Source organism: Burkholderia sp. USMB20, from assembly GCF_000949135.2.
In the GTDB taxonomy this organism is placed as follows: Bacteria; Pseudomonadota; Gammaproteobacteria; order Burkholderiales; family Burkholderiaceae; genus Burkholderia.
This window is the reverse complement of record NZ_JTAN02000018.1, coordinates 105,945-132,813: the sequence shown is the minus strand read 5'-3', so window position 1 is coordinate 132,813 and position 26,869 is coordinate 105,945. Positions and strand designations below refer to the sequence as shown.

At 68.4% G+C, this 26,869-nt stretch carries 21 protein-coding genes; 14 read left to right on the top strand and 7 right to left on the bottom strand.

Going from position 1 to position 26,869, the window contains the following annotated elements:
* Positions 1-39: 39 nt before the first annotated feature.
* The 3 genes from PL79_RS22845 (at position 40) to PL79_RS22835 (ending at position 3,408) form a co-directional block, all read left to right on the top strand.
* The gene (locus PL79_RS22845) at positions 40-966 is read left to right on the top strand and encodes a TIM barrel protein (protein ID WP_044846137.1); all 927 of its coding nucleotides are present in this window, start codon (positions 40-42) and stop codon (positions 964-966) included.
* Between the two features lie 66 nt (positions 967-1,032).
* Positions 1,033-2,205 carry a Gfo/Idh/MocA family protein gene (locus tag PL79_RS22840; protein WP_044846091.1) on the top strand — a complete coding sequence of 391 codons (1,173 nt, stop codon included), beginning with the start codon at positions 1,033-1,035 and terminating at the stop codon, positions 2,203-2,205.
* Between the two features lie 318 nt (positions 2,206-2,523).
* Positions 2,524-3,408 carry a MurR/RpiR family transcriptional regulator gene (locus PL79_RS22835; RefSeq protein WP_044846090.1) on the top strand — a complete coding sequence of 295 codons (885 nt, stop codon included), beginning with the start codon at positions 2,524-2,526 and terminating at the stop codon, positions 3,406-3,408.
* Positions 3,409-3,470: 62 nt separating this feature from the next.
* On the opposite strand, the gene PL79_RS22830 is transcribed toward PL79_RS22835, so the two are convergent.
* The gene (locus PL79_RS22830) at positions 3,471-4,991 is read right to left on the bottom strand and encodes a CoA-acylating methylmalonate-semialdehyde dehydrogenase (RefSeq protein ID WP_044846089.1); all 1,521 of its coding nucleotides are present in this window, start codon (positions 4,989-4,991) and stop codon (positions 3,471-3,473) included.
* Positions 4,992-5,106: 115 nt separating this feature from the next.
* Here PL79_RS22830 and PL79_RS22825 point away from each other — a divergent pair, with 115 nt between their 5' ends.
* The 7 genes from PL79_RS22825 (at position 5,107) to PL79_RS22795 (ending at position 12,489) form a co-directional block, all read left to right on the top strand.
* Positions 5,107-6,042 carry a LysR family transcriptional regulator gene (locus PL79_RS22825; RefSeq protein ID WP_044846088.1) on the top strand — a complete coding sequence of 312 codons (936 nt, stop codon included), beginning with the start codon at positions 5,107-5,109 and terminating at the stop codon, positions 6,040-6,042.
* A gap of 162 nt (positions 6,043-6,204) precedes the next feature.
* Entirely contained in the window at positions 6,205-6,432 is a 228-nt protein-coding gene (locus PL79_RS22820; RefSeq protein ID WP_006753156.1) for a sulfurtransferase TusA family protein, read from the top strand.
* 289 nt (positions 6,433-6,721) lie between these two features.
* Entirely contained in the window at positions 6,722-7,147 is a 426-nt protein-coding gene (locus PL79_RS22815) for a hypothetical protein (protein ID WP_044846087.1), read from the top strand.
* A gap of 229 nt (positions 7,148-7,376) precedes the next feature.
* A complete protein-coding gene (locus PL79_RS22810; RefSeq protein WP_006490421.1) occupies positions 7,377-8,081 on the top strand; it encodes a response regulator transcription factor in 705 nt (234 codons plus the stop codon).
* A complete protein-coding gene (locus tag PL79_RS22805) occupies positions 8,078-9,439 on the top strand; it encodes a FecR family protein (protein ID WP_044846086.1) in 1,362 nt (453 codons plus the stop codon). The genes PL79_RS22810 and PL79_RS22805 overlap by 4 nt, the downstream gene beginning before the upstream one ends.
* Positions 9,440-9,449: 10 nt before the next feature.
* Positions 9,450-11,837, top strand: coding sequence for a CHASE2 domain-containing protein (locus PL79_RS22800; protein ID WP_044846085.1), 2,388 nt, complete (start codon positions 9,450-9,452; stop codon positions 11,835-11,837).
* 37 nt (positions 11,838-11,874) lie between these two features.
* Positions 11,875-12,489, top strand: a complete 615-nt coding sequence (locus PL79_RS22795) for a DUF4136 domain-containing protein (RefSeq protein ID WP_044846084.1) — start codon at positions 11,875-11,877, stop codon at positions 12,487-12,489.
* A 59-nt stretch (positions 12,490-12,548) separates the two neighbouring features.
* On the opposite strand, the gene galU is transcribed toward PL79_RS22795, so the two are convergent.
* Together galU and PL79_RS22785 are read right to left on the bottom strand one after the other, a co-directional pair.
* Positions 12,549-13,433 carry a UTP--glucose-1-phosphate uridylyltransferase GalU gene (galU, locus tag PL79_RS22790; RefSeq protein WP_044846083.1) on the bottom strand — a complete coding sequence of 295 codons (885 nt, stop codon included), beginning with the start codon at positions 13,431-13,433 and terminating at the stop codon, positions 12,549-12,551.
* 87 nt (positions 13,434-13,520) lie between these two features.
* Complete coding sequence (locus PL79_RS22785; protein WP_044846082.1) at positions 13,521-16,388, bottom strand: valine--tRNA ligase; 2,868 nt, start codon at positions 16,386-16,388, stop codon at positions 13,521-13,523.
* Between the two features lie 214 nt (positions 16,389-16,602).
* Between PL79_RS22785 and PL79_RS22775 the strand changes: the two genes are divergently transcribed.
* From PL79_RS22775 to PL79_RS22765, 3 genes are all read left to right on the top strand, one after another.
* Complete coding sequence (locus PL79_RS22775) at positions 16,603-18,966, top strand: UvrD-helicase domain-containing protein (RefSeq protein ID WP_044846081.1); 2,364 nt, start codon at positions 16,603-16,605, stop codon at positions 18,964-18,966.
* Positions 18,963-19,772, top strand: a complete 810-nt coding sequence (locus PL79_RS22770) for a 5'-methylthioadenosine/adenosylhomocysteine nucleosidase (RefSeq protein ID WP_044846080.1) — start codon at positions 18,963-18,965, stop codon at positions 19,770-19,772. The genes PL79_RS22775 and PL79_RS22770 overlap by 4 nt, the downstream gene beginning before the upstream one ends.
* A gap of 75 nt (positions 19,773-19,847) precedes the next feature.
* The gene (locus PL79_RS22765; RefSeq protein WP_044846079.1) at positions 19,848-20,120 is read left to right on the top strand and encodes a hypothetical protein; all 273 of its coding nucleotides are present in this window, start codon (positions 19,848-19,850) and stop codon (positions 20,118-20,120) included.
* Positions 20,121-20,191: 71 nt separating this feature from the next.
* On the opposite strand, the gene PL79_RS22760 is transcribed toward PL79_RS22765, so the two are convergent.
* Positions 20,192-21,430, bottom strand: coding sequence for an MFS transporter (locus PL79_RS22760; RefSeq protein WP_044846078.1), 1,239 nt, complete (start codon positions 21,428-21,430; stop codon positions 20,192-20,194).
* A gap of 410 nt (positions 21,431-21,840) precedes the next feature.
* Between PL79_RS22760 and PL79_RS22755 the strand changes: the two genes are divergently transcribed.
* Positions 21,841-23,514, top strand: coding sequence for a methyl-accepting chemotaxis protein (locus PL79_RS22755; RefSeq protein WP_044846077.1), 1,674 nt, complete (start codon positions 21,841-21,843; stop codon positions 23,512-23,514).
* Positions 23,515-23,532: 18 nt separating this feature from the next.
* On the opposite strand, the gene PL79_RS22750 is transcribed toward PL79_RS22755, so the two are convergent.
* From PL79_RS22750 to PL79_RS22740, 3 genes are read right to left on the bottom strand one after another with little or no spacing between them, the layout of a single operon-like run.
* Positions 23,533-24,408, bottom strand: coding sequence for an efflux RND transporter periplasmic adaptor subunit (locus tag PL79_RS22750; RefSeq protein WP_044846076.1), 876 nt, complete (start codon positions 24,406-24,408; stop codon positions 23,533-23,535).
* Positions 24,409-24,420: 12 nt separating this feature from the next.
* Positions 24,421-24,624: a DUF1656 domain-containing protein gene (locus PL79_RS22745; RefSeq protein ID WP_011351756.1), complete on the bottom strand. Its 204-nt coding sequence runs from the start codon at positions 24,622-24,624 to the stop codon at positions 24,421-24,423.
* A complete protein-coding gene (locus PL79_RS22740; RefSeq protein ID WP_044846075.1) occupies positions 24,621-26,822 on the bottom strand; it encodes an FUSC family protein in 2,202 nt (733 codons plus the stop codon). Before PL79_RS22740 ends, PL79_RS22745 begins: the two co-directional genes overlap by 4 nt.
* Positions 26,823-26,869: the final 47 nt, after the last annotated feature.

Sequence of the window (26,869 nt, the reverse complement as noted above, 5' to 3'; positions counted from 1 at the left end):
CTCGCGGCCGCGCGCCGCTTTCCTGCGGGACTGACCGACATGACGATGAAGATTGGCTGCGCGCCCTGCTGCTGGGGCGTCGACGACGTGAAGAACCCGCACCTGCCGCCGTGGCGGCAGGTGCTCGCCGAGGCCGCACAGGCCGGCTATTCGGGCATCGAGCTCGGCCCGTACGGCTACATCCCGCTCGAGCTCGACGTGGTGAGCGCCGAGCTCGAGCGGCAGCGTTTGAGCATCACCGCCGGCACGATCTTCGACGACCTGGTGTCGCCGGAGAATCTGCCGAACCTGCTGCGCCAGACGCGCGAGATCTGCGCGCTGATCACGCGCTTGCCGAAGCTGCCGACGCAGCCGGGCCAGCGTCATGCGGCGCCGTATCTGGTCGTGATGGACTGGGGGCACGACGAACGCGACTACGCGGCCGGCCACGCCGATCGCGCGCCGCGCCTGTCCGCCGAACGCTGGGCGCGCATGGTCGACCACATTCGCGAAATCGCGACGATCGCGCGCGACGAATTCGGCGTGCGCGCGGTGATCCATCCGCATGCAGGCGGCTACATCGAGTTCGCGGACGAGATCGACCGGATCGTCGCCGACGTCGCGGCCGATACGGCGGGCCTCTGTCTCGACACCGGCCACCTTTACTACTCGGGGATGGATCCCGAGACGTGGCTGCGCCGTCACGCGGCGCGGCTCGACTACGTGCATTTCAAGGATATCGACGCGGCCGTGTACGACGCGGTGATGGGCGAACACATCGCCTTCTTCGCGGCGTGCGCGCGTGGCGTGATGTGCCCGATCGGCACCGGCGTGCTCGACTACCGCGCGATCCGTCGCGCGCTCGACGACATCGGCTATGCGGGAACCATCACGATCGAACAGGAGCGCGATCCGCGCAATGCCGGCACGAGCCTGCGCGACGTCGCGGCGAGCCGCGAGTTTCTCGCATCGGCCGGGTTCGCGTAATCGGCCGTCGGCCCGACCCTCTGCACACACTTTGAACACCTGAACACGGACAGGAACACGACAATCATGATCGACGGACAGATTCTGCTCGGACACTCGATTCCCTGGGGCATGGTCGGCGGCGGGCTCGGCAGCCAGATCGGCTACAGCCACCGGTCGGCCGCATTGCGAGACGGCAGCTTCCAGCTCGTTGCCGGCGCATTCGACATCGATGCCGAACGCGGGCGGCAATTCGGCGTGAAGCTCGGCGTCGACGCCGGGCGCTGCTATCCCGACTACCGGACCATGTTCGACGCCGAGGCGAAGCGTGCCGACGGCATCCGCGCGGTGTCGATCGCGACGCCGAACAACACGCACTTCGAAATTTGCCGCGCGGCGCTGAACGCGGGGCTGCACGTCGTGTGCGAAAAGCCGCTGTGCTTCACGACCGAGGAGGCCGAGGCGCTGCAGCGGCTGTCGGTCGAGAAGAACCGTATCGTCGGCGTCGCGTACGGCTATTCCGGACACCAGATGATCGAGCAGGCGCGCGAAATGATCGCGCGCGGCGATCTCGGCGAGATCCGCATCGTGCAGATGCAGTTCGCGCACGGCTTTCACAGCGAGGGCGTCGAAGCCGCGAGCGCCGCCGCGCGCTGGCGCGTCGACCCGAAGTTCGCGGGGCCGAGCTACGTGCTCGGCGACATCGGCACGCATCCGCTGTACATCTCCGAAGTGATGGCGCCGGAACTGCGGATCAAACGGCTGATGTGCTCGCGGCAGAGCTTCGTGAAGAGTCGCGCGCCGCTCGAGGACAACGCGTTCACGATCATGGAGTACGACACGGGCGCGATCGGCTACGTGTGGTCGAGTGCGGTGAACGCGGGCTCGATGCACGGGCAGAAGGTGCGCGTGATCGGGTCGAAGGCGAGCGTCGAATGGTGGGACGAACATCCGAACCAGTTGCGCTACGAGATCCAGGGGCAGCCCGCGCAGGTGCTCGATCGCGGAATGGGCTATCTGCATCCGCACGCATTGCGCGAGGACCGCATCGGCGCCGGGCATCCGGAAGGGCTGTTCGAAGCGTGGTCGAATCTGTACGCACGCTTCGCGCTCGCGATGGACGCGGCCGATCGCGGCGACGCGCAGGCGTTGAAGAACATCCGCTTTCCGGATGTCCATGCGGGCGTCGAAGGCGTGCGGTGGGTCGAGAACTGCGTGCGGTCCGCCGATGCGGGCGGCGTATGGGTCGACTATCGGTGAGCAAGCGGTGAGCCAGCGGCGGCCGATGCGCGGCGTCGGCCGGCGGCCCAGGGCGGTTGCCGGCGACCCTCGGCGTCGCCGTTCGCATCGGCGTCGGTAGACGCCCTAATCTTTACGGCTCGGCGACGGCGTTGGAAAATCGTTTCCATTCCGGCCGTGGAGCGTGTGCAGGTGATGATCGAGCGCGTGGGAGCGAGCGTGCGGCGCGGGCCGTGCCGCAAACGTGATTAAATTCGCCCTTCATGCATGTCCATAGGTGAGTCCCGGGCGCACGCGCAGGCGGCGCGCGGATCGGGGCCGTCAACTTCGCGCTATCCGATGAGTTCATCCGAGAAACCACCCGCCACCGTCGAGGCGTTCCTGCAGCATCTGACGCAGGAGTACGACGGCCTCAGCAATCGCCTGAAGGTGATTGCGCGTCACGTGGAAACGCATCGGGACCAGCTGGGCCTGGAAGGCATCCAGTCGCTCGCGGAGGCGTGCGGCGTGCAGCCGTCGGCCGTCGTCCGGTTCGCGAAGCATTTCGGCTTTTCGGGTTTCTCCGAGATGCAGCGGCTGTTCCGCGAGGGGCTGGCCCAGCAGATCGCGCCGGGCCGCGCGTACAACCTGCGGCTGCGCGACGTGATCGAATCGGGCGAGTCGAGCCTGCAGCCCGAGCAGATCGCCGACGAATTCATCAAGGGCAGCATTGCCGGCATGCAGCAGCTGCGGCAGACGCTCGACCCGCACGCGCTCGCACGGGCCGTCGACCTGCTCGCCGACACGCAGGCGATCTGGATCGCCGGCTCGCGCCGCGCGTTTCCGATCGCCGTGTATCTCGACTATGCGCTGCAGCACACCGACAAGCGCATCGGCCTGTTCAGCGCGCTCGGCAGCATGCATCTCGGCCAGATCCGCTCGGTGCGCGAGGGCGACGTGATGATCGTGATCTCGTTCATGCCGTACGCGGAAGAGACGGTGCAGGTCGCGCAGCAGGCCGTGCAGCGCGGCGCGCGCCTGATCGCGATCACTGACAGCCGGATGAGCCCGCTCGCGCGCGAGGCCGAGGTGACGCTGATGGTGCAGGACAGCGAGACGTTCGGGTTCCGTGCGCTGACCGCGACGATGGGCCTCGCGCAGAGCCTGTTCGTCGCGCTCGCGTATCGGCTCGAGCTGTCGTACCTGCCGACCGCCGACGGCGCCCACGGCACGCAGGCCGGCTGACGCCGGCCTGCGATTCGCCGGCCGCCCGCGCATTCCATCGGCGGCCGGCGCGTCGCCCTCATTTACTTCGCGGTCGGCATCGCGAATTCGGCGCCCTTGCCGATGCTCGACGCCCAGCGCTGCATCACCGACTTCTGGCGCGTGTAGAAGCGCACGCCTTCCTCGCCGTACGCGTGCATGTCGCCGAACAGGCTCTTCTTCCAGCCGCCGAAGCCGTGCCAGGCCATCGGCACCGGGATCGGCACGTTGATGCCGACCATGCCGACCTGGATGCGCCGCGCGAATTCGCGCGCGATGCCGCCGTCGCTCGTGAAGCATGCGACGCCGTTGCCGAATTCGTGTGCGTTGATCAGGTCGACCGCTTCGCCGAAGTCCTTCACGCGCACGCAGCCGAGCACCGGCCCGAAGATCTCTTCCTTGTAGATGCGCATGTCGGGGCTCACGTGATCGAACAGCGTGCCGCCGGTGAAGAAGCCTTCCTCGCGGCCCGGCACGCGCAGCCCGCGGCCGTCGACCACCAGTTGCGCGCCTTCGCTGACGCCTTGCCCGATATAACCTTCGATACGCTTGAGCGCGTCGCCGGTGACGATCGGTCCCATCTCGACTTCCGGCGACATCCCGTCGCCGATCACCAGCTTGCGCGCGCGCTCGGCCACCAACGGCACGATCTTGTCGGCCACGTCGCCGACCAGCACCGCGATGCTGATCGCCATGCAGCGCTCGCCGGCCGAGCCGTATGCGGCGCCGATCAGCGCGTCGACCGCCTGCTCGATGTTCGCGTCCGGCATCACGACGAGGTGGTTCTTCGCGCCGCCGAGCGCCTGCACGCGCTTGCCCGACTGCACCGCGCGCTGCTGCACGTAGGCCGCGATCGGCGTCGAGCCGACGAAGCTGACGGCCTGCACGTCCGGGTGGTCGAGGAGCGCGTCGACCGCGCCCTTGTCGCCCTGCACGACGTTGAACACGCCGGCGGGCAGGCCCGCCTGCGTGAGCAGGTCGGCGATGAACAGCGCCGCCGACGGGTCGCGTTCGCTCGGCTTCAGCACGAACGTGTTGCCCGTCGCGAGCGCGACCGGGAACATCCAGCACGGCACCATGCACGGGAAGTTGAACGGCGTGATACCCGCGACGACGCCGAGCGGCTGGCGCATCGTCCAGTTGTCGATGCCGGTGCTGACCTGGTCGGTGAAGTCGCCCTTCAGCAGTTGCGGCACGCCGCATGCGAATTCGATGATGTCGATGCCGCGCGCGACTTCGCCCTGCGCATCCGAGAACACCTTGCCGTGCTCGGCCGTGATGATGGCGGCCAGCGTGTCGCGGTGTTCGTTCATCAACTGCAGGAAGCGGTGCAGCACGCGGGCGCGGCGGATCGGCGGCGTGTCGGCCCAGGCCGGGAACGCCGCACGGGCGGACGCGACGGCGCGCTGCACTTCGTCGTCGCCGGCGAGCGCGACGCGGCGCACCGCGCGGCCGAGCGCCGGATTGAAGACGTCCTGGAAGCGGCCGCTGCGGCCGGCGACGGGTGCGCCGTCGATGTAGTGGCCGACGTCGGCGTCGGACGTATAGGCGGGAACCGTGGTCATGCGTGTCTCCTGGGCATGGGAATGGGGGTGGACGGAACCTAGTCTAGGCAAAGCGGCGGGGCGGGAGAAGGCCGCGCAGCTTGATTCACTGTTCAGAATTCTGAATAATCGGCGGATGAATCAGCAAAATGTCCAGGCGCTCTGGCCGCATATCCACTCGCTGACGGTCCTCGCCGCGGCCGGCAGTTTCACGGCCGCCGCGCAGCGGCTCGGCATCAGCAAGGCCGCGATGAGCCAGCGCATCGCCGATCTCGAGAAGGCGGCCGGCGTGCCGCTCGTGCGGCGCACGACGCGCAGCGTGCGGCTCACCGACGCCGGGCAGACGCTGGTCGACAGCACGCGCGACGCGTTCGAATCGATCGGCCAGCACTTCGCGCGCGTGAAGGAACTCGCCGGCGAGCCGCGCGGGCTGCTGCGCGTGACGGCGCCGGTCGCGCTCGGGCGTCAGCAGGTCGTGCCGCACCTGCCCGATTTCCTGCGGCAGCACCCGGGCGTGCATATCGAACTCGACCTGTCCGACCGGCTGCATTCGCTGACGCAGGAGGGCTTCGACCTCGCGATCCGCCATACAACGACCGCGCCGCAAACCCACGTCGCGTGGAAGCTGTGCGACACGCGTTCGCTGCTGGTCGCGAGCCGCGACTACCTCGACGTGCGCGGTGCGCCGCGCCACCCGAGCGAACTCGTCGACCACAGCTGCCTGTGCTACCTGCGCGACAACGAACCGGCCGCCTGGAGCTTCGAGCCGGACGGCCGGCGGCGCCAGCGCGTGAGCGTGCCGGTGCGCGGCAGCTTCGCGGCCAACAACAGCGAGGCGATGCGCGAGGCCGCGCTCGGCGGGCTCGGCATCGCGCTGCTGCCGGATTTCAGCGCGCAGCGCGATCTCGACGCCGGCCGGCTCGTCGCGCTGCTGGACGGCTGGCGGCCGTCGGGCGCGTTCGGCGACCACATCTTCGCGCTCCGGCCGTACAGCCCGGTCGTGCCGAGCGCGGTGCGTGCGCTCGTGCGGCACCTGCGCGAGCGGCTCGCGGGCGGGTTCACGGGCGCCTGACGGGCGCTCGGCGGGCGCTTGGCATGACGAGCGCGTGCCGAGCGCGGGCGCGCCGCGTCGCGCGGCCGGGCCCGGGCCGCGCGGGCAGGGGCGGCCGCGCTGCGGTAAAATCGCCGCTTCCTCCCGCGCCCGTGTGGCGCGTCATTCGAAGGTCGACAGCCGATGCAGATTCACAAGGAAGTGGACGCGCGCGGGCTCAATTGCCCGTTGCCGATCCTGCGCGCCAAGAAAGCGCTCGCCGATATGGAGAGCGGGCAGATCCTCAAGGTGCTCGCGACCGATCCGGGTTCGCAGCGCGATTTCGCCGCGTTCGCGAAGCAGACGGGCAACGAGATCGTCGAAGTGACGACGCAGGACAAGACCTTCGTGTTCCTGATGCGCCGCCGCTGACGGCCCGCATCACGCGCCCCTTGCGGCGCCCGCTCGCGCACCGCCCGCTGCGGTCCGCCGCGCCAACGGCGCGACACGAGCGCCAGCACAGACCCTCGCCCAGGCGCCTGTTCCATGGGAAACGCTCGTCTGACGCCTCTGACAATTCTTAAACCTCGCCGCACGACCGGCTGCGTATACTGACCCGGCCGGTCGTCCGTCTCGGATGGATGCGCCGGCCGCGGTACGTCATACGAGGCGGGCACGGGGGCCATGCCTGACGCTGCCGTCGTACAAACGGGGAGAGGACATGTCCTTCAGACCAGGGACCATTCGAAGTCCGTCCGCAGCGGAATGCATCGCGCCCGCACGTGCGGCGGGGTTGAGCCGGATCGAGCTCGACCCGCAACGGGATCGCCACGCGCGTGCCGCGCTCGAGGCGTATGCCGATTCGGCGGCGGCCGAGATGCCGTGGCTGGCCGAATCGCTCGACGAACGGCTGCGCGGCGCCGCGCGGGACGACGGCGCGGGCTTCACGTATTGCGGCGCGACGATCGGGCGCGTGTTCGATCTCGCGCAGGCGTGGGCGGCGAGCCAGCCCGACTATGCGGCGCCGGCGTGGGAGCGCGTGCGTAGCCAGCTGGAGCGGATGCTGGGGCAGCCCACGCTGGGGCAGCCCATGCTGGGCCAGCCGGAAGCGCCGCCAGTTGCGCGACGGGAAGGATTATTCGAATAAAGGACCGTAGTCCGCGCAATTTCTTGGCGAATTTCATACTACTATGATGAAATCGCCGGTTCGTCCGTGCCCCGTTTTTGAGATGGGTGGCCGGGGCGCCGTGTCGCGCAGGTTGCGTGCTCGGCAAACGACGGCTCGCCGGCCGGTGTCGGGCGCCGCGCGCATGCTGCGCGGCGGGATGAGTGCGGGGAGCTGAACTGGACGAATCGATTTCGATTTGCGGGGTGCTATGAGAATTGCTGTACTGGATGATGATCCGGCCCAGACGGATTTCGTCAGTCAAACGCTGACGGCCGTCGGCCACACGTGCTATGCGTTCAAGGAAGGCAAGGCCCTGAAGAAGCGTCTGCAGCGCGAGACGTTCGATCTGCTCGTGCTCGACTGGAACGTGCCCGACATGTCCGGCGAGGAAGTGCTCAAGTGGGTGCGTGCGAACCAGACCGAGCACAGCCTGCCGATCATCTTCATGACGAGCCGCGACGACGAGGCGGGGATCACGCAGATCCTCAACGCCGGCGCGGACGATTACGTGGTCAAGCCCGTGTCGGGCCCGATCCTGCGCGCGCGCATCGGCTCGCTGCTGCGCCGCGCGTATCCGGTCAACGCGGAGGCGACCGTTCGCGAGTTCGACCAGTTCCGCTTCGACGTGAACCTGAAGCAGGCGTATGTCGGCGACAAGGCCGTGAGCCTCACGCAGAAGGAATTCGAGCTCGCGCTGCTGCTGTTCCAGCACCTCGACCGGCCGCTGTCGCGCGCGCACATTCTCGATCTCGTGTGGAAGCAGGCGACCGACATCCCGTCGCGCACGATGGACACGCACATCTCGATGCTGCGCACGAAGCTCGGCCTGCGGCCGGAAAACGGCTATCGCCTCGCGCCGATCTACGGCTACGGCTACCGGCTCGAGCGGGTCGGTCAGGGAGAGCCGGAGTGACCCGGCGCATCACGCAGCGCACGGCGAACCTGCGCACGGCGGCACTGCATGCGGCGTGCGCGGTCGCGTTTGCGTTCGCGGCGCAGCAGGCCGTCGCGCAGCCGAGCGCTGCCGCGGGCAAGATGGTCGTCTACCGCACGCATGCCGGCGACACGCTGTACGACGTCGCCGCGCGCTACCTGCAGGGCCCGGACGACTGGCAGCTGCTGCAACGGATCAACGGCGTGCCCGCGCCGAAACACCTGCAGCCCGACATCGCGCTGAAGCTGCCGGTCGCGCGGCTGCGCAAGGAAAAGCTGACCGCGCGCGTCGTCGCGGTGCAGGGCACGGCCGAGCGCGCGTCCGGCGGCGCGTACGCGCCGCTCGCGAACGAAGCGACGCTGACCGAGGGCGACCGCGTGCGCACGGGCGCGAACGGCTTCCTGACGCTCGAACTGGCCGACGGCACGCACATGAGCCTGCCGCCCGACAGCCAGCTCGACCTGAAGACCTTGCGCCGCACCGTGCTGACCGGCACGCTCGATCGCGAGTTCGAGCTCACGCGCGGCTCGGTCGACAGCGAGGTCACGCATCTGAAGAAGCGCGACGACCGCTTCCAGATCCGCTCGCCGTCGGTCGTGGCCGGCGTGCGCGGCACGCGGTTCCGCGTGAACTACGACGCCGCCGGCAATGCTGCGACGCGTGTCGAGGTGCTCGACGGCACCGTCGGTGTCGCGGGCAAGCAGCAGCCGGCCGACCCGACGCTCGTGCATGCGAACTTCGGCAGCGTCACGACGTCGTCCGGCGCGGTCGGCGCACCCGTGCAGCTGCTGCCGGCGCCCGCGCTCACGCATCCGGACAAGGTGCAGGACGAGCCCGACCTCACGTTCGACGTCGCGCCGCTCGAGCATGCGCATGCCTATCACCTGCAACTCGCGCGCGACGCGGGCATGCTCGCACTGTTCAGCGAAACGCGCACGGTCTCGTCGCGCGCGGTGTTCCGCGAGGTGCCGAACGGCACGTACTTCGTCCGGATTTCCGCGATCGACGACAACGGCCTCGAAGGCATGCCGCACATTTACGCGTTCGAGCGGCGCCTGATGGGGCTCGATGCGAGCGCGTCGCCCGGCCCGGACGGCTACGAGTTCCGCTGGGCGCCGAACGACGCGGCCAAGGACGCGCGTTATCGGTTCGTGCTGTCGCACTCGAAGGACCTGAGCGCGCCGGTCGTCGACCAGATGGGCCTGCAGGCGCGCCGGATCACGGTCTCCCACCTGCCGCCCGGCGACTACTACTGGGCGGTGACGGTCGAGGAGTTCGAGGGCGGCAAGTTCTATCAGAAGACGAGTCCGGTCAACGCGTTCACGTTGTCGCGCTGACCCGCGGCGCATGAAAACCGACTCCGTTTCCCCGCGGCGGCGCCTCGGCCGCCGCTTCCTGATCGAGTGGATCGCGATCGGCTGCCTCGGAATCGCGGTGATACTCGCGTGCGCGCTCGGCCGGTTGTCGTCGAGCGTCGACGGGCTGATCTACGACCGGCTGCTGATGCTGCGCAGCCTGCCGCTGTCGCCCGACGTCGTCGTCGTCGACATCGACAACCAGAGCGTGTCCGCACTCGGCCGCTGGCCGTGGTCGCGCAGCGTGCACGCGCGGCTGCTCGACACGCTGGCGCGTGCGCAGCCGGCCGCGGTCGTCTACGACGTGCTGTTTACCGAGCAGTCGCCGGAGGATCGCGCGTTCGCCGACGCGATGGCCCGTGTGCCGACTTTCCTGCCCGTCTTGCTGAGCCCCGAACAGGCGGACGGCACGCGCACCGTCGATCCGCCGGTGGCGGAGCTGTCGGCACGCACGATGGGACTCGGCCACATCAATCTCGAAGTCGATCCCGACGGCATCGTGCGTAGCGTCGCGCTGTTCGAAAGCGACGGACGCGTGCGCTGGCCGCAGCTGATGGTGCCCGTCTACCGTGCGATCCAGGCCGGCCGGCTGCATCCGGTCGGCGGCACGCCCGGCGCGCAAGCGCACGACCTGTCGCGCGACGCGACCGGCGACGGCCGCTACCTGATCCCGTTCAGCCGCAACACGCCCGCGTATCCGACGCTGTCGTTCGACGACGTGCTCGAAGGGCGCGTGAAACCCGACGCACTGCGCGGCAAGATCGTCGTCGTCGGCGTGACGGCGTCGGGCCTCTACGACCGCTTCGCGACGCCGGTGTCGGGCGACTTCGGTCCGCTCGCCGGCGTGTACATCCACGCGAACGTGCTCGACATGCTGACGACCGGCAGCGCGATCCTGCCTGCATCGCGGGCCGGACTCTTCGCCGCCTCGCTGCTGCCGCTCGCCGTGCTGCTGGGCGGCTTCCTGATGCTGTCGCCATGGCGCGCGCTGCTGCTGACGCTGAGCCTGGCCGCGCTGGCCGTCGTCGCGAGCCTGGCGCTGCTGTTCGAGGCGCGCGTGTGGCTGTCGCCCGCGCCGGCCATCTTCGGGCTGGTCGCCGTCTACCCGATCTGGAACTGGCGGCGCCTGGAAATGACGATGTCGTACCTGCGCCGCGAGCTGCAGCGGCTCGCCGATGAGCCGCACCTGCTGCCCGAGGCGCCGCGCACGCGCAGCGTCGGCGGCGACGTGCTCGAACGGCAGATGGCGCTGATGGCGCAGGCCGCGCAGCGCGTGCAGGACATGAAGCGCTTCGTGTGGGACAGCCTCGACAGCATGCCGGAGCCGATCTTCGTCACCGACCTGGCCGGCACCGTGCTGATCGCGAACCATGCGGCGAAGCGCTACGGTTCGCGGCTCGCGCTGCCGGTGCCGGAAGGGCGGCCGCTGCGCGCCGCGCTCGGCGAGCTGACCTTCATGAAGACCGTCGACGGCAACGCCGAACACGACGTCACGATCCGCGCACACTGGCCGGACGCGCTCGACCCGACGCTCGGGGCCGAAGACGAAGCGATGGCGCGCGGCATCGAGGTGCGCGATCGCGACGGGCTCGACCATCTGTTACGCTACGCCCCGTGTACGAACGCGCAGGGCCACGTGACGGGCTGGATCGCCGGTCTGGTCGACGTGACCGAGCTGCACGCGGCCGAGCGGCAGCGCGAGGAGGCGCTGCACCTGCTGTCGCACGACATGCGCTCGCCGCAGTCGTCGATCCTCGCGCTCGTCGAGATCGAGCGCGATCGCGTCGAAACCGACGCGATGCGCGGGCTACTCGCGCGGATCGAGCGCTATGCGCACCGTGCGCTGTCGCTCGCCGACGAGTTCGTGCAGCTGGCGCGCGCGGAGTCGCAGGCGTACCAGCTCGAACCGACGAGCCTGGTCGACGTGCTGATCGACGCGAGCGACGAAGTCTGGCCGCAGGCGCAGGCAAAGCGCATCCGCATCGAGACCGACGCCGGGGCCGACATGTGCTGGACGCGCGCCGACCGCTCGCTGATCACGCGTGCGTTCGTCAACCTGCTGAACAACGCAGTCAAATACAGTCCGTCCGACACGGTGATCGCGTGTACGCTGTCGGTCGAGCATGCATCGAAGCGGATCTTCTGTACGATTCGCGATCAGGGGTACGGCATCGCGCCGGAAGATCTGCAGCATCTGTTCGAGCGTTTCAAGCGGTTCCATGCCGGCGAGCGGCCCGAAATCTCGGGCTCCGGGCTCGGCATGGCATTCGTGAAGACGGTCGTCACGCGCCACGGCGGCAGCGTGACGGTCGACAGCGAAGTGGGTGTCGGCACCGCGGTGACGGTGTCGCTGCCCGCGATCGACGAGCCGTCCGCCTGACAGGGCCGGGCACGACGGCAGGCATTTGGGGGAAGTCATGAGAAAGGAATGGGCAGCGGCCGCGCTGGCGGCGTCGCTGTTGACGGGTTGCGCCGGCGTCACGACCGGCGTGAGCGCGCTCGGGCAGCCGAATGCGTTCGCATCCGGTGCGCACGGCTACGATTTCGTTCGCACGGCCGCTCAGGCCGACGATGCCGAATACCGGCAGATCGAGACGCTCGTGCACGACGAGCTCGCGCAGCGCGGCTTCGACGCGCAGCCTGGCCAGGCCGCGCGCTACCGGCTGTCGATCGCGTATGCGACGCAGCCGGCGTCGGTCGCGGCGACGGCCGACCAGTGCGGCGCGGCAAGCAGCGCGTGCGTGACCGTCGACGGACCGGCGCCGTTCGCGCTGCCGTTCGCGGGCAAGGTGTACCGCCACGTGCTGACGCTGCGTTTCGTCGATGCGAAGACGGGCGTCGACGTCTATCGCGTGTCGGCGTCGCTGCGCGATCGCGATGCGCTCACGCAGCAGGCCGCGCCGACGCTCGTGAAGAGCGCGCTCGCGAAGCTGCCGTTCGAGCAGGGTGACGGCTGGCTCGTGAAGACGAAAAAAGACGACGCGGGCGCAATGCCGGGCGTCGTCTCGGTGAAGCCGGCCGTCACGCGCTGACGCGCCGGCCGTGACGCGAGGGCGGCCCGCCGGGGAGGCGAGGCCGGCCCGTGCCGCGTTCAGGCAGCCGGTTGCCCGTTGCCGCGCGCGCGCAGGTACGCGTCGAAGTCGGTGCCGACTTCCGGGTGGCGCAGCGCGAACTCGACCGTTGCCTTCAGGTAGCCGAGCTTGCTGCCGCAGTCATAGCGCGTGCCCTGGTACTTGTAGGCCAGCACCTGTTCGTCGGCGAGCAGCGCCTGGATCGCGTCGGTGAGCTGCAGCTCGCCGCCCGCGCCCGGCTTCAGCGCACGCAGGTGTTCGAAGATCCGCGGCTTCAGGATGTAGCGGCCGACCACGCCGAGGTTCGACGGCGCGACTTCCGGCTCCGGTTTCTCGACGATCGCCGACATCTTGACGATCGACTCTTCCCACTCCTTGCCGTCGACGATGCCGTACGACTTCGTCTCCGACGGCGGGATCTCTTCCACGCCGATCACCGAGCTGTGATAGTGGTCGAACACGTCGACCATCTGCTTCATCACGGGCGGGTTGCCGTCGAGCAGGTCGTCGGCGAGGATCACCGCGAACGGGTTGTCGGCGACGAGCTTCTCCGCGCACAGCACCGCATGGCCGAGGCCGAGCGCTTCCGGCTGGCGCACGTAGAAGCAGTCGACATGGCTCGGCTTGATGCTGCGCACGAGCTCGAGCAGCTTCTCCTTGCCGCGCGCCTCGAGTTCGGCCTCGACTTCGTACGACTTGTCGAAGTGATCCTCGATCGCGCGCTTGCTGCGCCCGGTCACGAAGATCATCTCGGTGATGCCCGCGGCGATCGCTTCCTCGACTGCGTACTGGATCAGCGGCTTGTCGACGACGGGCAGCATTTCCTTCGGGCTCGCCTTCGTTGCCGGGAGGAACCGCGTGCCGAGACCGGCAACGGGGAATACCGCCTTGGTGACTTTCAACATGATCGAACCTTTATTCCTGTAATCGACTTGTCAGACAGCCTATGTTCACGTTCCGATTATAGTGAACGCAAACGACCTTACCGTTTGTTACGCAGGCAACCGATCGAGCTGAGCGCGCAGTTTTTCGAGCGTGCTCTGGAATTCGGCGACGCGCTTCTGCTCCTGCTCGACCACGGCCGGCGGGGCTTTCGCGACGAACGCCTCGTTGCCGAGCTTCGCATTGCACTTCGCGATCTCGCCCGTCAGGCGCGCGATTTCCTTCGACAGGCGCTCGCGTTCGGCCGCGACGTCGATTTCCACCTTCAGCACCAGCTTGTTCGGGCCCACGATCGCGATCGGCGCGCCGTGCGCTTCCTTGTCGAGGGTCGCTTCGTCGGCCAGGATCTGCACTTCCGACAGGCGCGCGAGGGCTTGCACGTACGGCGCGAACGAGCGCAGGCGCTCGGCATCGCCGGCCGCGAGCAGCGGCACCTTGGTCGCCGGCGACAGGTTCATCTCGCCGCGCAGGTTGCGGCACGCGTCGACGATCGCCTTCAGGTCGGCCGCCCATTGTTCGGACGCCTCGTCGATCTTCTGCAGGTTCGCGACCGGATACGCCTGCGTCATCAGCGACGCTTCGCCCTCCGCCTTGCCTTGCGGATAACGGCCGGCGAGCGGCGCGACCTTCTGCCAGAGCGCTTCGGTGATGAACGGGATGATCGGGTGCGCGAGGCGCAGCACCGTTTCCAGCACACGCAGCAGCGTGCGGCGCGTCGCGCGCTGCTGTTCCGGCGTGCCGTTCTGGATCTGCACCTTCGCGAGTTCGAGGTACCAGTCGCAGTACTCGTCCCACACGAACTTGTAGATGCTGGTCGCGATGTTGTCGAAGCGGTAATCGGCGAAGCCCTTCGCGATGTCGGCCTCGGTGCGCTGCAGGAGCGACACGATCCAGCGGTCGGCCGCCGAGAAGTCGAGGTAGCCGCCGGGGCCGCAGTCGCCCGCGCCGCACACTTCCGGCTTGTCGGCGCCGCAGTCGTGGCCTTCGCAGTTCATCAGCACGAAGCGCGTCGCGTTCCACAGCTTGTTGCAGAAGTTGCGATAGCCTTCGCAGCGCGCGAGGTCGAAGTTCACGTTGCGGCCGAGCGTCGCCATCGACGCCATCGTGAAGCGCAGCGCGTCGGTGCCGAACGCGGCGATGCCGTCCGGGAATTCCTTGCGCGTCTTCTTCTCGATGGTCGCGGCCTGCTTCGGGTTCATCAGGCCGGTCGTACGCTTTGCGACCAGCGTTTCGAGGTCGATGCCGTCGACGATGTCGATCGGGTCGAGCGTGTTGCCCTTGCTCTTCGACATCTTCTGGCCTTCCGCGTCGCGCACGAGACCGTGCACGTAGACGGTGTGGAACGGCACCTTGCCGGTGAAGTGCGTCGTCATCATCACCATCCGGGCGACCCAGAAGAAGATGATGTCGAAGCCGGTGACGAGCACCGACGACGGCAGGAAGTGCTGCAGTTCAGGCGTTTCGTTCGGCCAGCCGAGCGACGAGAACGGCACGAGCGCCGACGAGAACCACGTGTCGAGCACGTCCTCGTCGCGCTTCAGCGCGCCGGTGTAGCCCTTGGCGGCAGCCTGCGCGCGCGCTTCTTCCTCGTTGCGTGCGACGAACACCTCGCCGTTCTCGCCGTACCACGCGGGAATCTGGTGGCCCCACCACAGCTGGCGCGAGATGCACCAGTCCTGGATGTTCTCGAGCCACTGGTAGTAGGTGGTCGTCCAGTTTTCCGGCACGAACTTGATCTGGCCGCTGCGCACGACGTCGAGCGACGTTTCGGTGATCGACTTGCCCGGGTTGAACGTGCCTTCCGGCGCCGGCTTCGTCATCGCGACGAACCACTGGTCGGTCAGCATCGGCTCGATCACGACGCCCGTGCGGTCGCCGCGCGGCACCATCAGCTTGTGCGGCTTCACGGAGTCGAGGAAGCCCTCCGCATCGAGGTCGGCGACGATCGCCTTGCGCGCGTCGAAGCGGTCGAGGCCGCGATACTGCTCGGGGCCGTTGTCGTTGATCTTCGCGTCGAGCGTGAGGATCTCGATCGGCGCGAGGTTGTGGCGCAGGCCGACCTGGTAGTCGTTGAAGTCGTGCGCGGGCGTGACCTTCACGACGCCCGTGCCGAACTCGCGGTCGACGTAGTCGTCGGCGATCACCGGGATCTCGCGGCCCGTCAGCGGCAGCGTGACGAGCTTGCCGATCAGGTGCGCGTAGCGCTCGTCTTCCGGGTGGACCATCAGCGCGACGTCGCCGAGCATCGTTTCCGGACGCGTGGTCGCGACGGTCAGCGAGCCCGAACCGTCGACGAGCGGGTAGCGGATGTGCCACAGGTGGCCGTTTTCCTCCTCGCTCGCGACTTCGAGGTCGGACACCGCGGTGAGCAGCACCGGATCCCAGTTCACGAGGCGCTTGCCGCGGTAGATCAGGCCCTGTTCGTACAGCGTGACGAACACGTCGCGCACGGCGGCCGACATCTTGTCGTCCATCGTGAAATATTCGCGCGACCAGTCGGTCGACGCGCCGAGGCGGCGCACCTGGCCCGTGATCGTCGAGCCGGACTGCTGCTTCCACTCCCACACGCGCTCGACGAACTTCTCGCGGCCGAGGTCATGGCGCGATACGCCCTGCGCGTCGAGCTGGCGCTCGACGACGATCTGGGTCGCGATCCCCGCGTGGTCGGTGCCGGGCACCCACAGCGTGTTCTCGCCGAGCATCCGGTGGTAGCGGGCGAGGCCGTCCATGATCGTCTGGTTGAACGCGTGGCCCATGTGCAGCGTGCCGGTGACGTTCGGCGGCGGCAGCTGGATCGCGAAATCGGGACGCGCCGGGTCGAATGCCGGGGCGGCATAGCCGCGTTTTTCCCACTCCGGCCCCCATTGGGACTCGATGGTGTGGGGCTCGAAACTCTTCGCAAGCGTGCTGTCGCTCATGGTTGGAAATCTGCCGAAAAATGCGTGAATTGGATGCCGAATCTGACAATTATAAATGGATGCACATCGGCCAGCCATCGCTTGCCCGCGCGGGCGGGTCGCAAGGGGCGCGCAGCGCGGGCGACGGCCCGCGGCACAACGGATCGGAAACGGCATCGCGCGGCCGACTTATAATGGCGGGTCCGCATTTTTCTCGCACGTCCGCTGCCGCTCCATGCCCGATCTGCTCGCCAATCTGAACCCTGAACAATACGCCGCCGTCACGCTGCCGAACGAACCGGCGCTGATCCTCGCGGGGGCGGGCAGCGGCAAGACCCGCGTGCTGATCACGCGTATCGCGTGGCTGATCCAGCAGGGCTACGCATCGCCGGCCACCGTGCTCGCCGTCACCTTCACGAACAAGGCCGCGCGCGAGATGATGGCGCGGCTGTCGGCGATGATGCCGATCGACACGCGCGGGATGTGGATCGGCACGTTCCACGGGCTGTGCAACCGGATGCTGCGCACGCACTGGCGCGACGCCGGCCTGCCGCAGACCTTCCAGATCCTCGACACGGCCGACCAGCTGTCGGCGATCAAGCGGCTGATGAAGGCGGCGAACGTCGACGACGAGAAATACCCGCCGAAGAACGTCCAGTACTTCATCAACAACGCGAAGGAGCAGGGGCTGCGACCCGACAAGGTCGACGCGTCCGACAACTTCAACCGCAAGTTCGTCGAGCTGTACCAGGCGTACGACCAGCAGTGCCAGCGCGAGGGCGTCGTCGATTTCCCCGAGCTGCTGCTGCGCTGCTACGAGCTGCTCGCGTACAACGCGCCGCTGCGCGCGCACTACCAGGCGCGTTTCAGGCACATCCTCGTCGACGAGTTCCAGGACACCAACAAGCTGCAGTACGCGTGGCTCAAGATGCTCGCGGGCGGCGAGAACGCGATCTTCGCGGTCGGCGACGACGACCAGTCGATCTACGCGTTCCGCGGCGCGAACGTCGGCAACATGCGCGACTTCGAAGACGAATTCCGCGTGCGCAACCTGATCAAGCTCGAGCAGAACTACCGGTCGCACGGCAACATCCTCGATGCGGCGAACCAGCTGATCTCGAACAACGCGCATCGCCTCGGCAAGAACCTGCGCACCGACGCCGGCCATGGCGAGCCCGTGCGCGTGTACGAGGCGAGCACCGATGCGCAGGAGGCCGGCTGGATCGTCGAGGAGATCCGCTCGCTGATCAACACCGGGATGTCGCGCAGCGAGGTGGCCGTCCTGTATCGCAGCAACGCGCAGTCGCGCGCGATCGAGCACACGCTGATGACGTCGGGCATCCCGTATCGCGTGTACGGCGGCCTGCGCTTCTTCGAGCGCCAGGAAGTGAAGCACGCGCTCGCGTACCTGCGGCTGATCGACAACCCGAACGACGACACCGCGTTCGTGCGTGTCGTGAATTTCCCGACGCGCGGGATCGGCGCGCGCTCGATCGAGCAGCTCGCGGACGCCGCGCGCCTGTACGACTGCTCGATGGCCGCCGCGATTCCGTACGTGACAGGCAAGGCCGGCACGAGCCTCGGCGCGTTCGCAACGCTGATCGCGAAGATGCGCGCCGAGACGCAGCAGATGAGCCTGCCTGAGACGGTCGAATACGTCGTGCGCGCGAGCGGCCTCGCCGATTTCTACCAGGGCGAGCGCGAAGGCCAGGACCGCCTCGAGAACCTGCAGGAACTCGTGAACGCGGCCACCGCGTTCGTCAGCGAGGAAGGCTACGGGCTCGACGCACCGGCCCGCTCGATTCCGCTGCGCGCGGGCGCGATCGCGGCGCCGGAGCTCGGCATGGACGCAGGCGATCCGTCGGTCGACGTGCTCGACCCGGCGCCGCTCGGCGACCCCGCGCAGAACCCCGACACGATGACGCCGCTCGCGGGCTTCCTGTCGCACGCGTCGCTCGAAGCCGGCGACAACCAGGCGCAGGCCGGCCAGGACGCGGTGCAGCTGATGACGGTGCACGCGGCGAAGGGCCTCGAATTCTCGGCCGTGTTCATCACCGGCCTCGAGGAAGGGCTGTTCCCGCACGAGAACAGCGTGCTCGAATCGGACGGCCTCGAGGAAGAGCGCCGGCTGATGTACGTCGCGATCACGCGCGCGAAGGAGCGGCTCTACCTGTCGTTCGCGCAGAGCCGGATGCTGCACGGCCAGACGCGCTACAACGTGCGCTCGCGCTTCTTCGACGAACTGCCGGAGCACGTGCTGAAGTGGCTCACGCCGAAGGTAGAGGCCGGCTCGCGCTGGGGCGGCCGCTCGGACAACGCCGGCTGGGGGCGCGACTGGTTCGCGCGGCCGGGCGGCGGCAGCCGCGAGCAGGTCGTCGACGCGGCGGTCACCGCGCCGCTGCCGGCCTTCGCGAACAAGCAGCGCGCGGCCGACACCGGTTTCCGCGTCGGCCAGCCGGTCTTCCATACCAAGTTCGGCGAGGGCACGGTCACCGCGCTTGAAGGCAGCGGCGCCGATGCGAAGGCGCAGGTGAAGTTCAAGCGGCACGGCGAAAAATGGCTCGCGCTGGCGGTCGCGAAACTGCAGGCGGTGGAATGATGAGCATCGACATGGTTGAAACGGTATCGACGCGTCCGCTCGGCATTCTGGCCGCGCTGCCCGAGGAACTCGGCGACCTGATCGCCGCGATGCGCGCCGACGGCGTGATGAAGACGATCACGCTCGGCCGCCGCGACTACCACGTCGGCACCGTGCACGGCGCGGCCTGCGTCGTCACGCTCGCGCGGGTCGGCAAGGTCGCGGCTTCCGCCACCGTCAGTGCGCTGATCCATGTGTTCGGTGTGTCCGGCGTCGTGTTCACCGGTGTCGCCGGCGGCGTGTCGCGCACGGTGCGTATCGGCGACGTCGTCGTCGCCGATACGCTGCTGCAGCACGATCTCGATGCGTCGCCGCTGTTTCCGCGCTACGAGGTGCCGCTGCTCGGCATCACGCGGTTCGCGACCGACGGCGCGCTGACGGCCCGCCTGAAGGCCGCGTGCACGCTGTTCGTCGCCGAGGAGGGCGCGCAGTTCGCCGCGCGTTTCGGGCTCGCCGGCGGGACGCTGCATGGCGGGCTGATCATCAGCGGCGACCGCTTCGTGTCGAGCGAGCGGGAAGTCGTCGCGCTGCGCGACGCGCTGCCGGACGCGCTCGCGGTCGAGATGGAAGGCGCGGCGATCGCGCAGGTGTGTGCCGAACACGACGTGCCGTTCGCCATCGTGCGCACGATCTCCGATACGGCCGACGATCACGCGACGCAGTCGTTCTCGCACTTCCTGTCGGCGATCGCGAGCAGCTATTCGTCCGGCATCCTCAAGCGGTTCCTGACGTTGCATGCGACGGAGAATGGTGCAGCCATCGTGTAGGCAAGTCCTGAAGTCGCAGGCCGGTGCCACGATTCCGGGCACCGGGATGACGTACTACGGTCGAGTGATCGTCCAATGAAAGTGCTTGTCCGCCTGCTTGCAGCGATCGTCTTGACGATCCCGGTCTATCTCGGCCTGGCGAATTCCCCGCTGGATGAATGGTTTCAAAGCGGGGCGGGGTGGCGAGCGTTCGAGCCGCTGTTCCGCGTGTTCGAAACGCTCGGTGTTCACGGCCAGGGCGACATCCTGATCAGCACCATGCTCGGCGTCAGCTTCGTGATCGCGATCGTGCTGGTCTGGCTGGGTGCGCGAATGTTCGGTCGCGGCACACGAGAACCCCGGCACTGATAACCGCTCAACGAAACGTTTCGCAAGGTTGTTGAGCCAACGGCCGCGGCACTCAAGCCGCGGCCGTTTCGTCACGCCTTCTTGCGCCGGCTGCTTTCGAGGTTCGGCAAGAACACCGTCAGCACGCCGATCAGCGGCAGGAACGAGCACACCTTGTAGACGAACGTGATGCTCGTCGCGTCGGCGAGCTGGCCGAGCACGGCGGCGCCCACGCCGCCCAGGCCGAACGCGAAGCCGAAGAACAGGCCGGCGACCATCCCGACCTTGCCGGGCATCAGCTCCGTCGCATAGACGAGGATCGCGGCGAACGCCGACGCCAGCACGACGCCGATGATCACGCTCAGCACGCTCGTCCAGAACAGGTTCGCGTACGGCAGCAGCAGCGTGAACGGCGCGACGCCGAGGATCGACACCCAGATCACGTACTTGCGGCCGATCCGGTCGCCGACCGGCCCGCCGATCAGCGTGCCGGCCGCGACCGCCGCGAGGAACACGAACAGGTGGATCTGCGCGGCCTGCACCGACAGGTGGAACTTGTCGATCAGGTAGAACGTGAAATAGCTGTTGATGCTCGCGAGATAGAAGTACTTCGAGAACACCAGCAGCACCAGCACGCCGATCGCGGCGAGCACGCGGCCCGGCGACAGCGTCGGATGGCCGGCCGGCGCCGCCTTCTTCTTCATCGACGGATGCTTCTTGTACCAGTGGCCGATCTGCGTGAGCACGACCATCGCGACGAGCGCGGCCGCCGAGAACCACGCGATGCTGTGCTGGCCGTGCGGGATGATCACGAGCGCGGCGAGCAGCGGGCCGAGTGCCGAACCGGCGTTGCCGCCGACCTGGAACAGCGACTGCGCGAGCCCGTGCTGGCCGCCCGACGCCATCCGCGCGACGCGTGACGATTCCGGATGGAACACCGACGAGCCGCAGCCGACCAGCGCCGCCGCCGCCAGCAGCGTCGCGAAGTTCGGCGCGGCCGACATCAGCAGCAGCCCCGCGAGCGTGAAGCCCATCCCGACCGGCAGCGAATAGGGCTTCGGCCGCTTGTCCGTATACAGGCCGACGAGCGGCTGCAGCAGCGACGCGGTGATCTGGTAGGTCAGCGTGATCAGGCCGATCTGCGCGAACGACAGCGCGAACTGGCTCTTGAGCATCGGATAGATCGCGAGGATCAACGACTGGATCATGTCGTTGAGCATGTGCGAGAAGCTGATCGCGCCGAGCACCGGATAGACGGTACGCGGGGCGCGTGGAGCAGACGGCTGGGCGGCGGCGGCGGTGCCGGCGCCCGTATCGAGGCTGGTTTCCATGTGAGCTGAGCGAGTTGAGGTGACGGGACGCGCTCTGATGGGGATCGGCGCGTTCGAATCGTTGTTGCGTCAAAGAAGTCTAATGTGGCGTATCGAGAATGTCCGGCCAAGTTTTGTCGCGATTCGGACATTGCTACGACGATTCGACCCATGGCCCCCTTTTTTGGCCGGGTATAACGCTGCGGCGTGTCCGCCTTTCGTCGCGCCGCGCGGGACCGGATCGGTGTTTGTCCGGACTCAAGGCGCGCCGATCGAGGCCGTAGAAGACGCAACGACAACACAGGCGCGCCGCGCCCGGCGCCGGCCACGAGCCGGACGGGGGCAGGACGCGCGGCATGACGGGCCATTGCGTGAATGCCGGCCGCCGGAACCGACCTTTCCGGCGGCACGATCAATACGGGGAAATATCGATGAAAGCAGCTTCATTGCATCCGCGGCCGGTTGCGGCCACAGCCGCGACCGACGCAGCCGCCAGGCCCGCCTCGCGGCACGCGCGCGCAGCCCGGCACGAACGCCGGACGTGGACCGTAAAAGCGACGTTGCGCGCCGCGTTCGCGATCCTGCTGGCCGGCACGCTCGCGATCGGCGTGTTCTCGCTGTGGCAGATCAGCCGGCTCAACGCGTCGATTGCGTCGGTCTACGAGCAGGGGCACGTCGCGAGCCGGGCGGCGGAGGAAGTGCGCGCCGAGGTGCTGCGCGCGAGCCGCGCGCAGAAGATGCTGCTGACCGCCACCACCGCGAAGGAACGCGACGACCTGGGCGCCGAAGTCGGCGCGGGGCTCGCGTCGATCGGCCAGGCGCTCGCGACGCTGCAGCATTACGCGGATCCGGCCGATGCGGACGATTCCGCACGACTGCGCGCGTTCTCGCTGGCGGTCGGCACGTGGAGCGGCCATCTGCGCGATTTCGTCGCGCTCGTGCAGGCGCAGCCGCTCGACCTGTCGCAGATGAACTGGCAGGTCGGCACGCAGGACGTGTCGCTGCTGGTCGAGACCGGCAAGCTCGAGAAGCTCGTCGCGATGCTCGTGAAGACGCGCGGCGCGAAGTCGAAGGCGACGCTCGATGCATCCGCAACGATCTTCTCGTCGTCGTTCGCGATGATCGCGGCGATGACGGCCGCGCTGATCGTGCTGGCGATCGCGATCGCCGAACGGGTCGTGCGCCGCCTCGCGTCGCAGCTCGGCGGCGAGCCTGCGGAGGCGAAGGCGATCGCCGCCGACATCGCGCGCGGCGACCTGACGCGGCCGATTCCGCTCGGCCGGCACGACCGCGACAGCATGGTGCGCGCGCTGTCCGACATGCAGTCCGGGCTTGCGGCGACCGTCGGCGAGATCGCCGTCAGCGCCGAGGCGATCGCGGCCGCGTCCGGCGAGATCTCGACCGGCAACCTCGACCTGTCGCGGCGCACGGAGCAGCAGGCCGTCGCGCTCGAGCGCACCGCGGCCAGCATGGAAGAGCTCACGTCGACCGTGCGGCAGAATGCCGAGAACGCACGTCAGGCGAGCGCGCTCGCGGCCAATGCGTCGGCCGTCGCGGAGGCGGGCGGCGAAGTCGTCGGCCGCGTGGTCGCGACGATGAGCGAGATCGACGACAGCGCGAAGAACATTCGCGACATCATCGGCACGATCGAGGGGATCGCGTTCCAGACCAACATTCTCGCGTTGAACGCGGCGGTCGAGGCGGCGCGCGCGGGTGAGCAGGGGCGCGGTTTTTCGGTGGTCGCGGGCGAGGTGCGGCTGCTCGCGCAGCGCGCGGCGACCGCGGCGAAGGAGATCCGTGCGCTGATCGGCGCGTCGGTCGAGCGCGTCGCGAACGGCGCGGCGCTCGCGCGCGATGCGGGCAGCACGATGGACGACGTGGTGCGGGCGGTCAAGCGCGTGACCGACATCATCGGCGAGATCTCGGCGGCGTCGGACGAGCAGAGCGCCGGGATCGACGAGATCGGCCGCGCGGTCACGCAGATGGATGCCGGCACGCAGCAGAACGCCGCGCTCGTCGAGCAGGCCGCCGCCGCGGCGAATGCGCTCGACGAACAGGCGCAGGCGCTCAAGTCGCTGGTCGGACGCTTTCGCATCGCGGCGTAGGCGTCCGGCCGTCGACGATTACGACTTCTTCCGCTGGTCCGGATCGATGATGACCGTGCAGGTCGTGCCCGCCGACAGCACCACGTCGGCCGGCACCTCGTCGATGCGGATGCGCACCGGCACGCGCTGCGCGAGGCGCACCCAGTTGAAGGTCGGGTTCACGTCCGCGACGAGGTCGCGGCTTTGCGGGTTGTCGCGATCGTAGATGCCGCGCGAAATGCTCTCGACGTGGCCCTTCATCACGCCGCCGCTCATCAGCCGCATCTCGGCCGGCGCGCCGACCTTCACGCGCGGCAGTTTGGTTTCCTCGAAGTAGCCGTAGACCCAGAACGAATGGCTGTCGACGATCGCGAGCTTCGCCTGGCCGGCCACCGCGTAGTTGCCCTTGAACGTCTGCAGGTTCGTGATGTAGCCGTCGACCGGTGCGACCACGCGCGTGCGTTCGAGGTTGAGCTTCGCGGCGTCGAGCGCGGCGATCGCCTGCTGGTACTGCGCATCGGCGCTCGACGCGCTGTGCGCCGCGTTCTCGCGGTTTTCCTTCGATACGACGAGCGCGTCGAGGTCGGCACGACGGGCCGCGTCGTCGCGGCGCATCTGCAGTTCCGCGCGGCGGGCGGCGACGGCCGCCTGCGCCTGCTCGACCGCGATCTGGTAGTGCGACGGGTCGATCTGCATGATCAGGTCGCCCTTTTTCACGAGCTGGTTGTCATGCACGGGCAGCTCGACGATCGCGCCCGACACGTCCGGCGCGACGTTGACGATCTCGGCACGAACGCGCCCGTCGCGCGTCCAGGGATCGTCCATGTAGTGCACCCAGAGCGAGCGCCCGATCAGGATCGCGACGAGAAGGATGATGGCGGTCGCGACGAAGCCGAAGAGTTTTCTGAGAATCATGATGGTTCGGAATCAACGGTAAACGGCAAGACTCAGTCCGCCGCAAATGCAGACGAGAAGGCACGCGCGAAACAGCGACGGGTGCCAGACGAGACGGTAGAGGCCCGTGTAGGCGAGCAGGCGGTCGACGGCCCAGGTCGCGAGCGCGCCCAGGACGAACATCAGGACCACCGTGGGCATGTAGGCATCGAGAATGGCGATTTCACGCGGCATCATGACGAGGCTCCTTGTTGGGGACGCACGGGGCGGTTGCGGTTGAGCGGCTCGAGCGGCGATTCCGGATCGAGCAGCGCCGTGCGTACGAAATGCAGATGGCTCAGGATGCGCTGCAGCCGGTGGCGCTCCTCGCGCGACGGCGTGAACGCATCGAGCGTTTGCCGGGTCGCGTCGATCGCGGCGTTGACCGCGGCGAGCGCCGCGTCGAAGCGCGCCGCGTCCGGCTTGCGGAACAGCGCGGACAGCGCGGCGCGCAGCGTCTCGATCGCGCGGCGCCACGGTGTCGTCGGCGCATAGCGCGGGTCGGACGGCAGCGTCGCCAGCTCCGCGCGCAGGTCGAGCGCGGCATTGCCCGTTTCCAGCACCGCGAACATCCAGCGCAGCGCGTCGCGCTGCACGTCGGGCTGGTCGGCCGACAGCGTGTGCGCCTGGTACATCAGGTCGCGCGCGCCGCTCTCGAAGCGCGTGCGCAAGCCGGCGAGCCGTGCGTGGCACGCCGCGACCACCTGGTGGCGCAGGTCGGCGAACAGCCGCTTCTTGTGCCACGGCGCGGTCGGCGGGAACAGCACCGCGAACGCGATCGCCGAGACCAGCATCGACAGCACCAGCGCGAGCGCGTCGTTCATGAAGCTCGTCGGGTCGTAGTGCGTGATGTTGTCGGGGCCGGCGAGGAAGCTGAAGAAGATCAGGTAGCCCATCCCGTAGCCGGCGAGCTTCGGCTTCAGCGTCATGAAGATGCCGATCGCGAGCAGCGGCGCGAGGGCCACGCACAGCAGCGGGAAGCCGTCGATGTGCGGGTAGATGCCGAACGTCAGCAGGAAGCCCGTGCAGACGGCCAGTGCGGTACCCATGCCCATCTGTGCGGACATCGCGGTCGGGCGCGGCGTCGACGACGCGAGCGCGCAGGTGGCCGCCGCCGTCAGCGTCAGCGTCACGCCGCTCGGCCACGCGGTCGCGATCCAGAACGCGCCGAGCACGAGGATCACGGTCGCGGTGCGAATCGCGGCGATCACCATCGCCGTCAGGTTGGTGCGCGGCTCGTAGCGCTCGATCCAGCGCTCGCGCTCGTGCGTCGCGGTCGACAGCGACGCGTAGGTCGCCGCGTATTCGTGCAGGTCCGTGATGAAGCGATACAGCAGTTCGGTGGCCGTGTCGAAGTCGAGCAGCGGGAAATCCGGCTGCGTCTCGAGCGCGGCGCGCGTCGCGCGGATGCGGCGCGGCAGCGCGTCGCGCCACGCGAGCAGTTGCTCGGCGGCGAGCGCGGCGTCGGCCGACGAGCGCACCGGCTCGCCGTTGCGCGTCAGAAGCGGCGCGATTTCGCGGAAATACGGTTCGATCGCATCGATCGCGGCCTGCGCGCCGGCCGCGCGCAGCCGGTTCATCAGCTGGTGCAGCGCGTGGAAGCGGCTCGATACGCTCATGAACTCGCTGTTCAGGCGCGCGAGACGGCCGCTGCGCATCCGCGTGTCCGGATCCTCGAACACGGCCATGCTGCGCGCCGCTTCGAAGCCGACCACGTCCGCGACGAAGCGCGTATGGATGGTTTCGATGTGCGCGCGGTCGAGCTGGCCCGACAGTGCCGCCGCGACGTAGTCGACGAAGCTGCTGAAGCGCTTGCGCACCGTCGTGCGCATCTGCTCGCCGGTGTACTGCGGAAACACCAGCGCGCTGACGACGCCTGCCGACACGATCCCGACCATGATCTCGGCGACCCGCGTCATCGCGCTCATGAACGCGCCGTCGGGGTGTTGCGATGCCGGCAGCCCGATCAGCGCGGTCGTGTAACCGGCGAGCAGGAAGCCGTAGCTGCGGAAATTGCGGTTGCGCGCGGCGCCGGCCGTGCACAGCGCGACCCACAGCGCGACGGCCAAGAGGAACAGCTGCGGCTGCTGCGGGAACAGCCCGACGAACGTGAGCGTCGCGATCAGCCCGAAGATCGTGCCGGCGACCCGGTAGAAGCTCTTCGCGAGCACCGCGCCGCTTTGCGGCTGCATCACGATGAACACCGTGGTCATCGCCGTCTTCGGCGCGGGCAGGTCGAGCCGCATCGACACGCCGGTCGCGATGAACGCGGCGAGCAGCGCCTTGAACAGGTAGAGCCACGCGGCGCCGTCGCTGCGGGCCCAGTCGCCGAAGGCGGCGTACCAGGCCGCGAGCGGGCCGCCGGCGTGCGTGGAAGCGGGGGAGGAGGCTGACATGACGGTCGCTCCGCGTACCGTGCGCCGGCGTGCGCTGCACCGGCCGA

What these genes read in the sequence shown, in the direction of transcription:
- PL79_RS22845 (WP_044846137.1), top strand. Translation starts at nt 40, where the DNA reads ATGACGATGAAGATTGGCTGCGCGCCCTGCTGCTGGGGCGTCGACGAC.
- PL79_RS22840 (WP_044846091.1), top strand. Translation starts at nt 1,033, where the DNA reads ATGATCGACGGACAGATTCTGCTCGGACACTCGATTCCCTGGGGCATG.
- PL79_RS22835 (WP_044846090.1), top strand. Translation starts at nt 2,524, where the DNA reads ATGAGTTCATCCGAGAAACCACCCGCCACCGTCGAGGCGTTCCTGCAG.
- PL79_RS22830 (WP_044846089.1), bottom strand. Translation starts at nt 4,991, where the DNA reads ATGACCACGGTTCCCGCCTATACGTCCGACGCCGACGTCGGCCACTAC.
- PL79_RS22825 (WP_044846088.1), top strand. Translation starts at nt 5,107, where the DNA reads ATGAATCAGCAAAATGTCCAGGCGCTCTGGCCGCATATCCACTCGCTG.
- PL79_RS22820 (WP_006753156.1), top strand. Translation starts at nt 6,205, where the DNA reads ATGCAGATTCACAAGGAAGTGGACGCGCGCGGGCTCAATTGCCCGTTG.
- PL79_RS22815 (WP_044846087.1), top strand. Translation starts at nt 6,722, where the DNA reads ATGTCCTTCAGACCAGGGACCATTCGAAGTCCGTCCGCAGCGGAATGC.
- PL79_RS22810 (WP_006490421.1), top strand. Translation starts at nt 7,377, where the DNA reads ATGAGAATTGCTGTACTGGATGATGATCCGGCCCAGACGGATTTCGTC.
- PL79_RS22800 (WP_044846085.1), top strand. Translation starts at nt 9,450, where the DNA reads ATGAAAACCGACTCCGTTTCCCCGCGGCGGCGCCTCGGCCGCCGCTTC.
- PL79_RS22795 (WP_044846084.1), top strand. Translation starts at nt 11,875, where the DNA reads ATGAGAAAGGAATGGGCAGCGGCCGCGCTGGCGGCGTCGCTGTTGACG.
- galU (WP_044846083.1), bottom strand. Translation starts at nt 13,433, where the DNA reads ATGTTGAAAGTCACCAAGGCGGTATTCCCCGTTGCCGGTCTCGGCACG.
- PL79_RS22785 (WP_044846082.1), bottom strand. Translation starts at nt 16,388, where the DNA reads ATGAGCGACAGCACGCTTGCGAAGAGTTTCGAGCCCCACACCATCGAG.
- PL79_RS22775 (WP_044846081.1), top strand. Translation starts at nt 16,603, where the DNA reads ATGCCCGATCTGCTCGCCAATCTGAACCCTGAACAATACGCCGCCGTC.
- PL79_RS22770 (WP_044846080.1), top strand. Translation starts at nt 18,963, where the DNA reads ATGATGAGCATCGACATGGTTGAAACGGTATCGACGCGTCCGCTCGGC.
- PL79_RS22765 (WP_044846079.1), top strand. Translation starts at nt 19,848, where the DNA reads ATGAAAGTGCTTGTCCGCCTGCTTGCAGCGATCGTCTTGACGATCCCG.
- PL79_RS22760 (WP_044846078.1), bottom strand. Translation starts at nt 21,430, where the DNA reads ATGGAAACCAGCCTCGATACGGGCGCCGGCACCGCCGCCGCCGCCCAG.
- PL79_RS22755 (WP_044846077.1), top strand. Translation starts at nt 21,841, where the DNA reads ATGAAAGCAGCTTCATTGCATCCGCGGCCGGTTGCGGCCACAGCCGCG.
- PL79_RS22750 (WP_044846076.1), bottom strand. Translation starts at nt 24,408, where the DNA reads ATGATTCTCAGAAAACTCTTCGGCTTCGTCGCGACCGCCATCATCCTT.
- PL79_RS22745 (WP_011351756.1), bottom strand. Translation starts at nt 24,624, where the DNA reads ATGATGCCGCGTGAAATCGCCATTCTCGATGCCTACATGCCCACGGTG.
- PL79_RS22740 (WP_044846075.1), bottom strand. Translation starts at nt 26,822, where the DNA reads ATGTCAGCCTCCTCCCCCGCTTCCACGCACGCCGGCGGCCCGCTCGCG.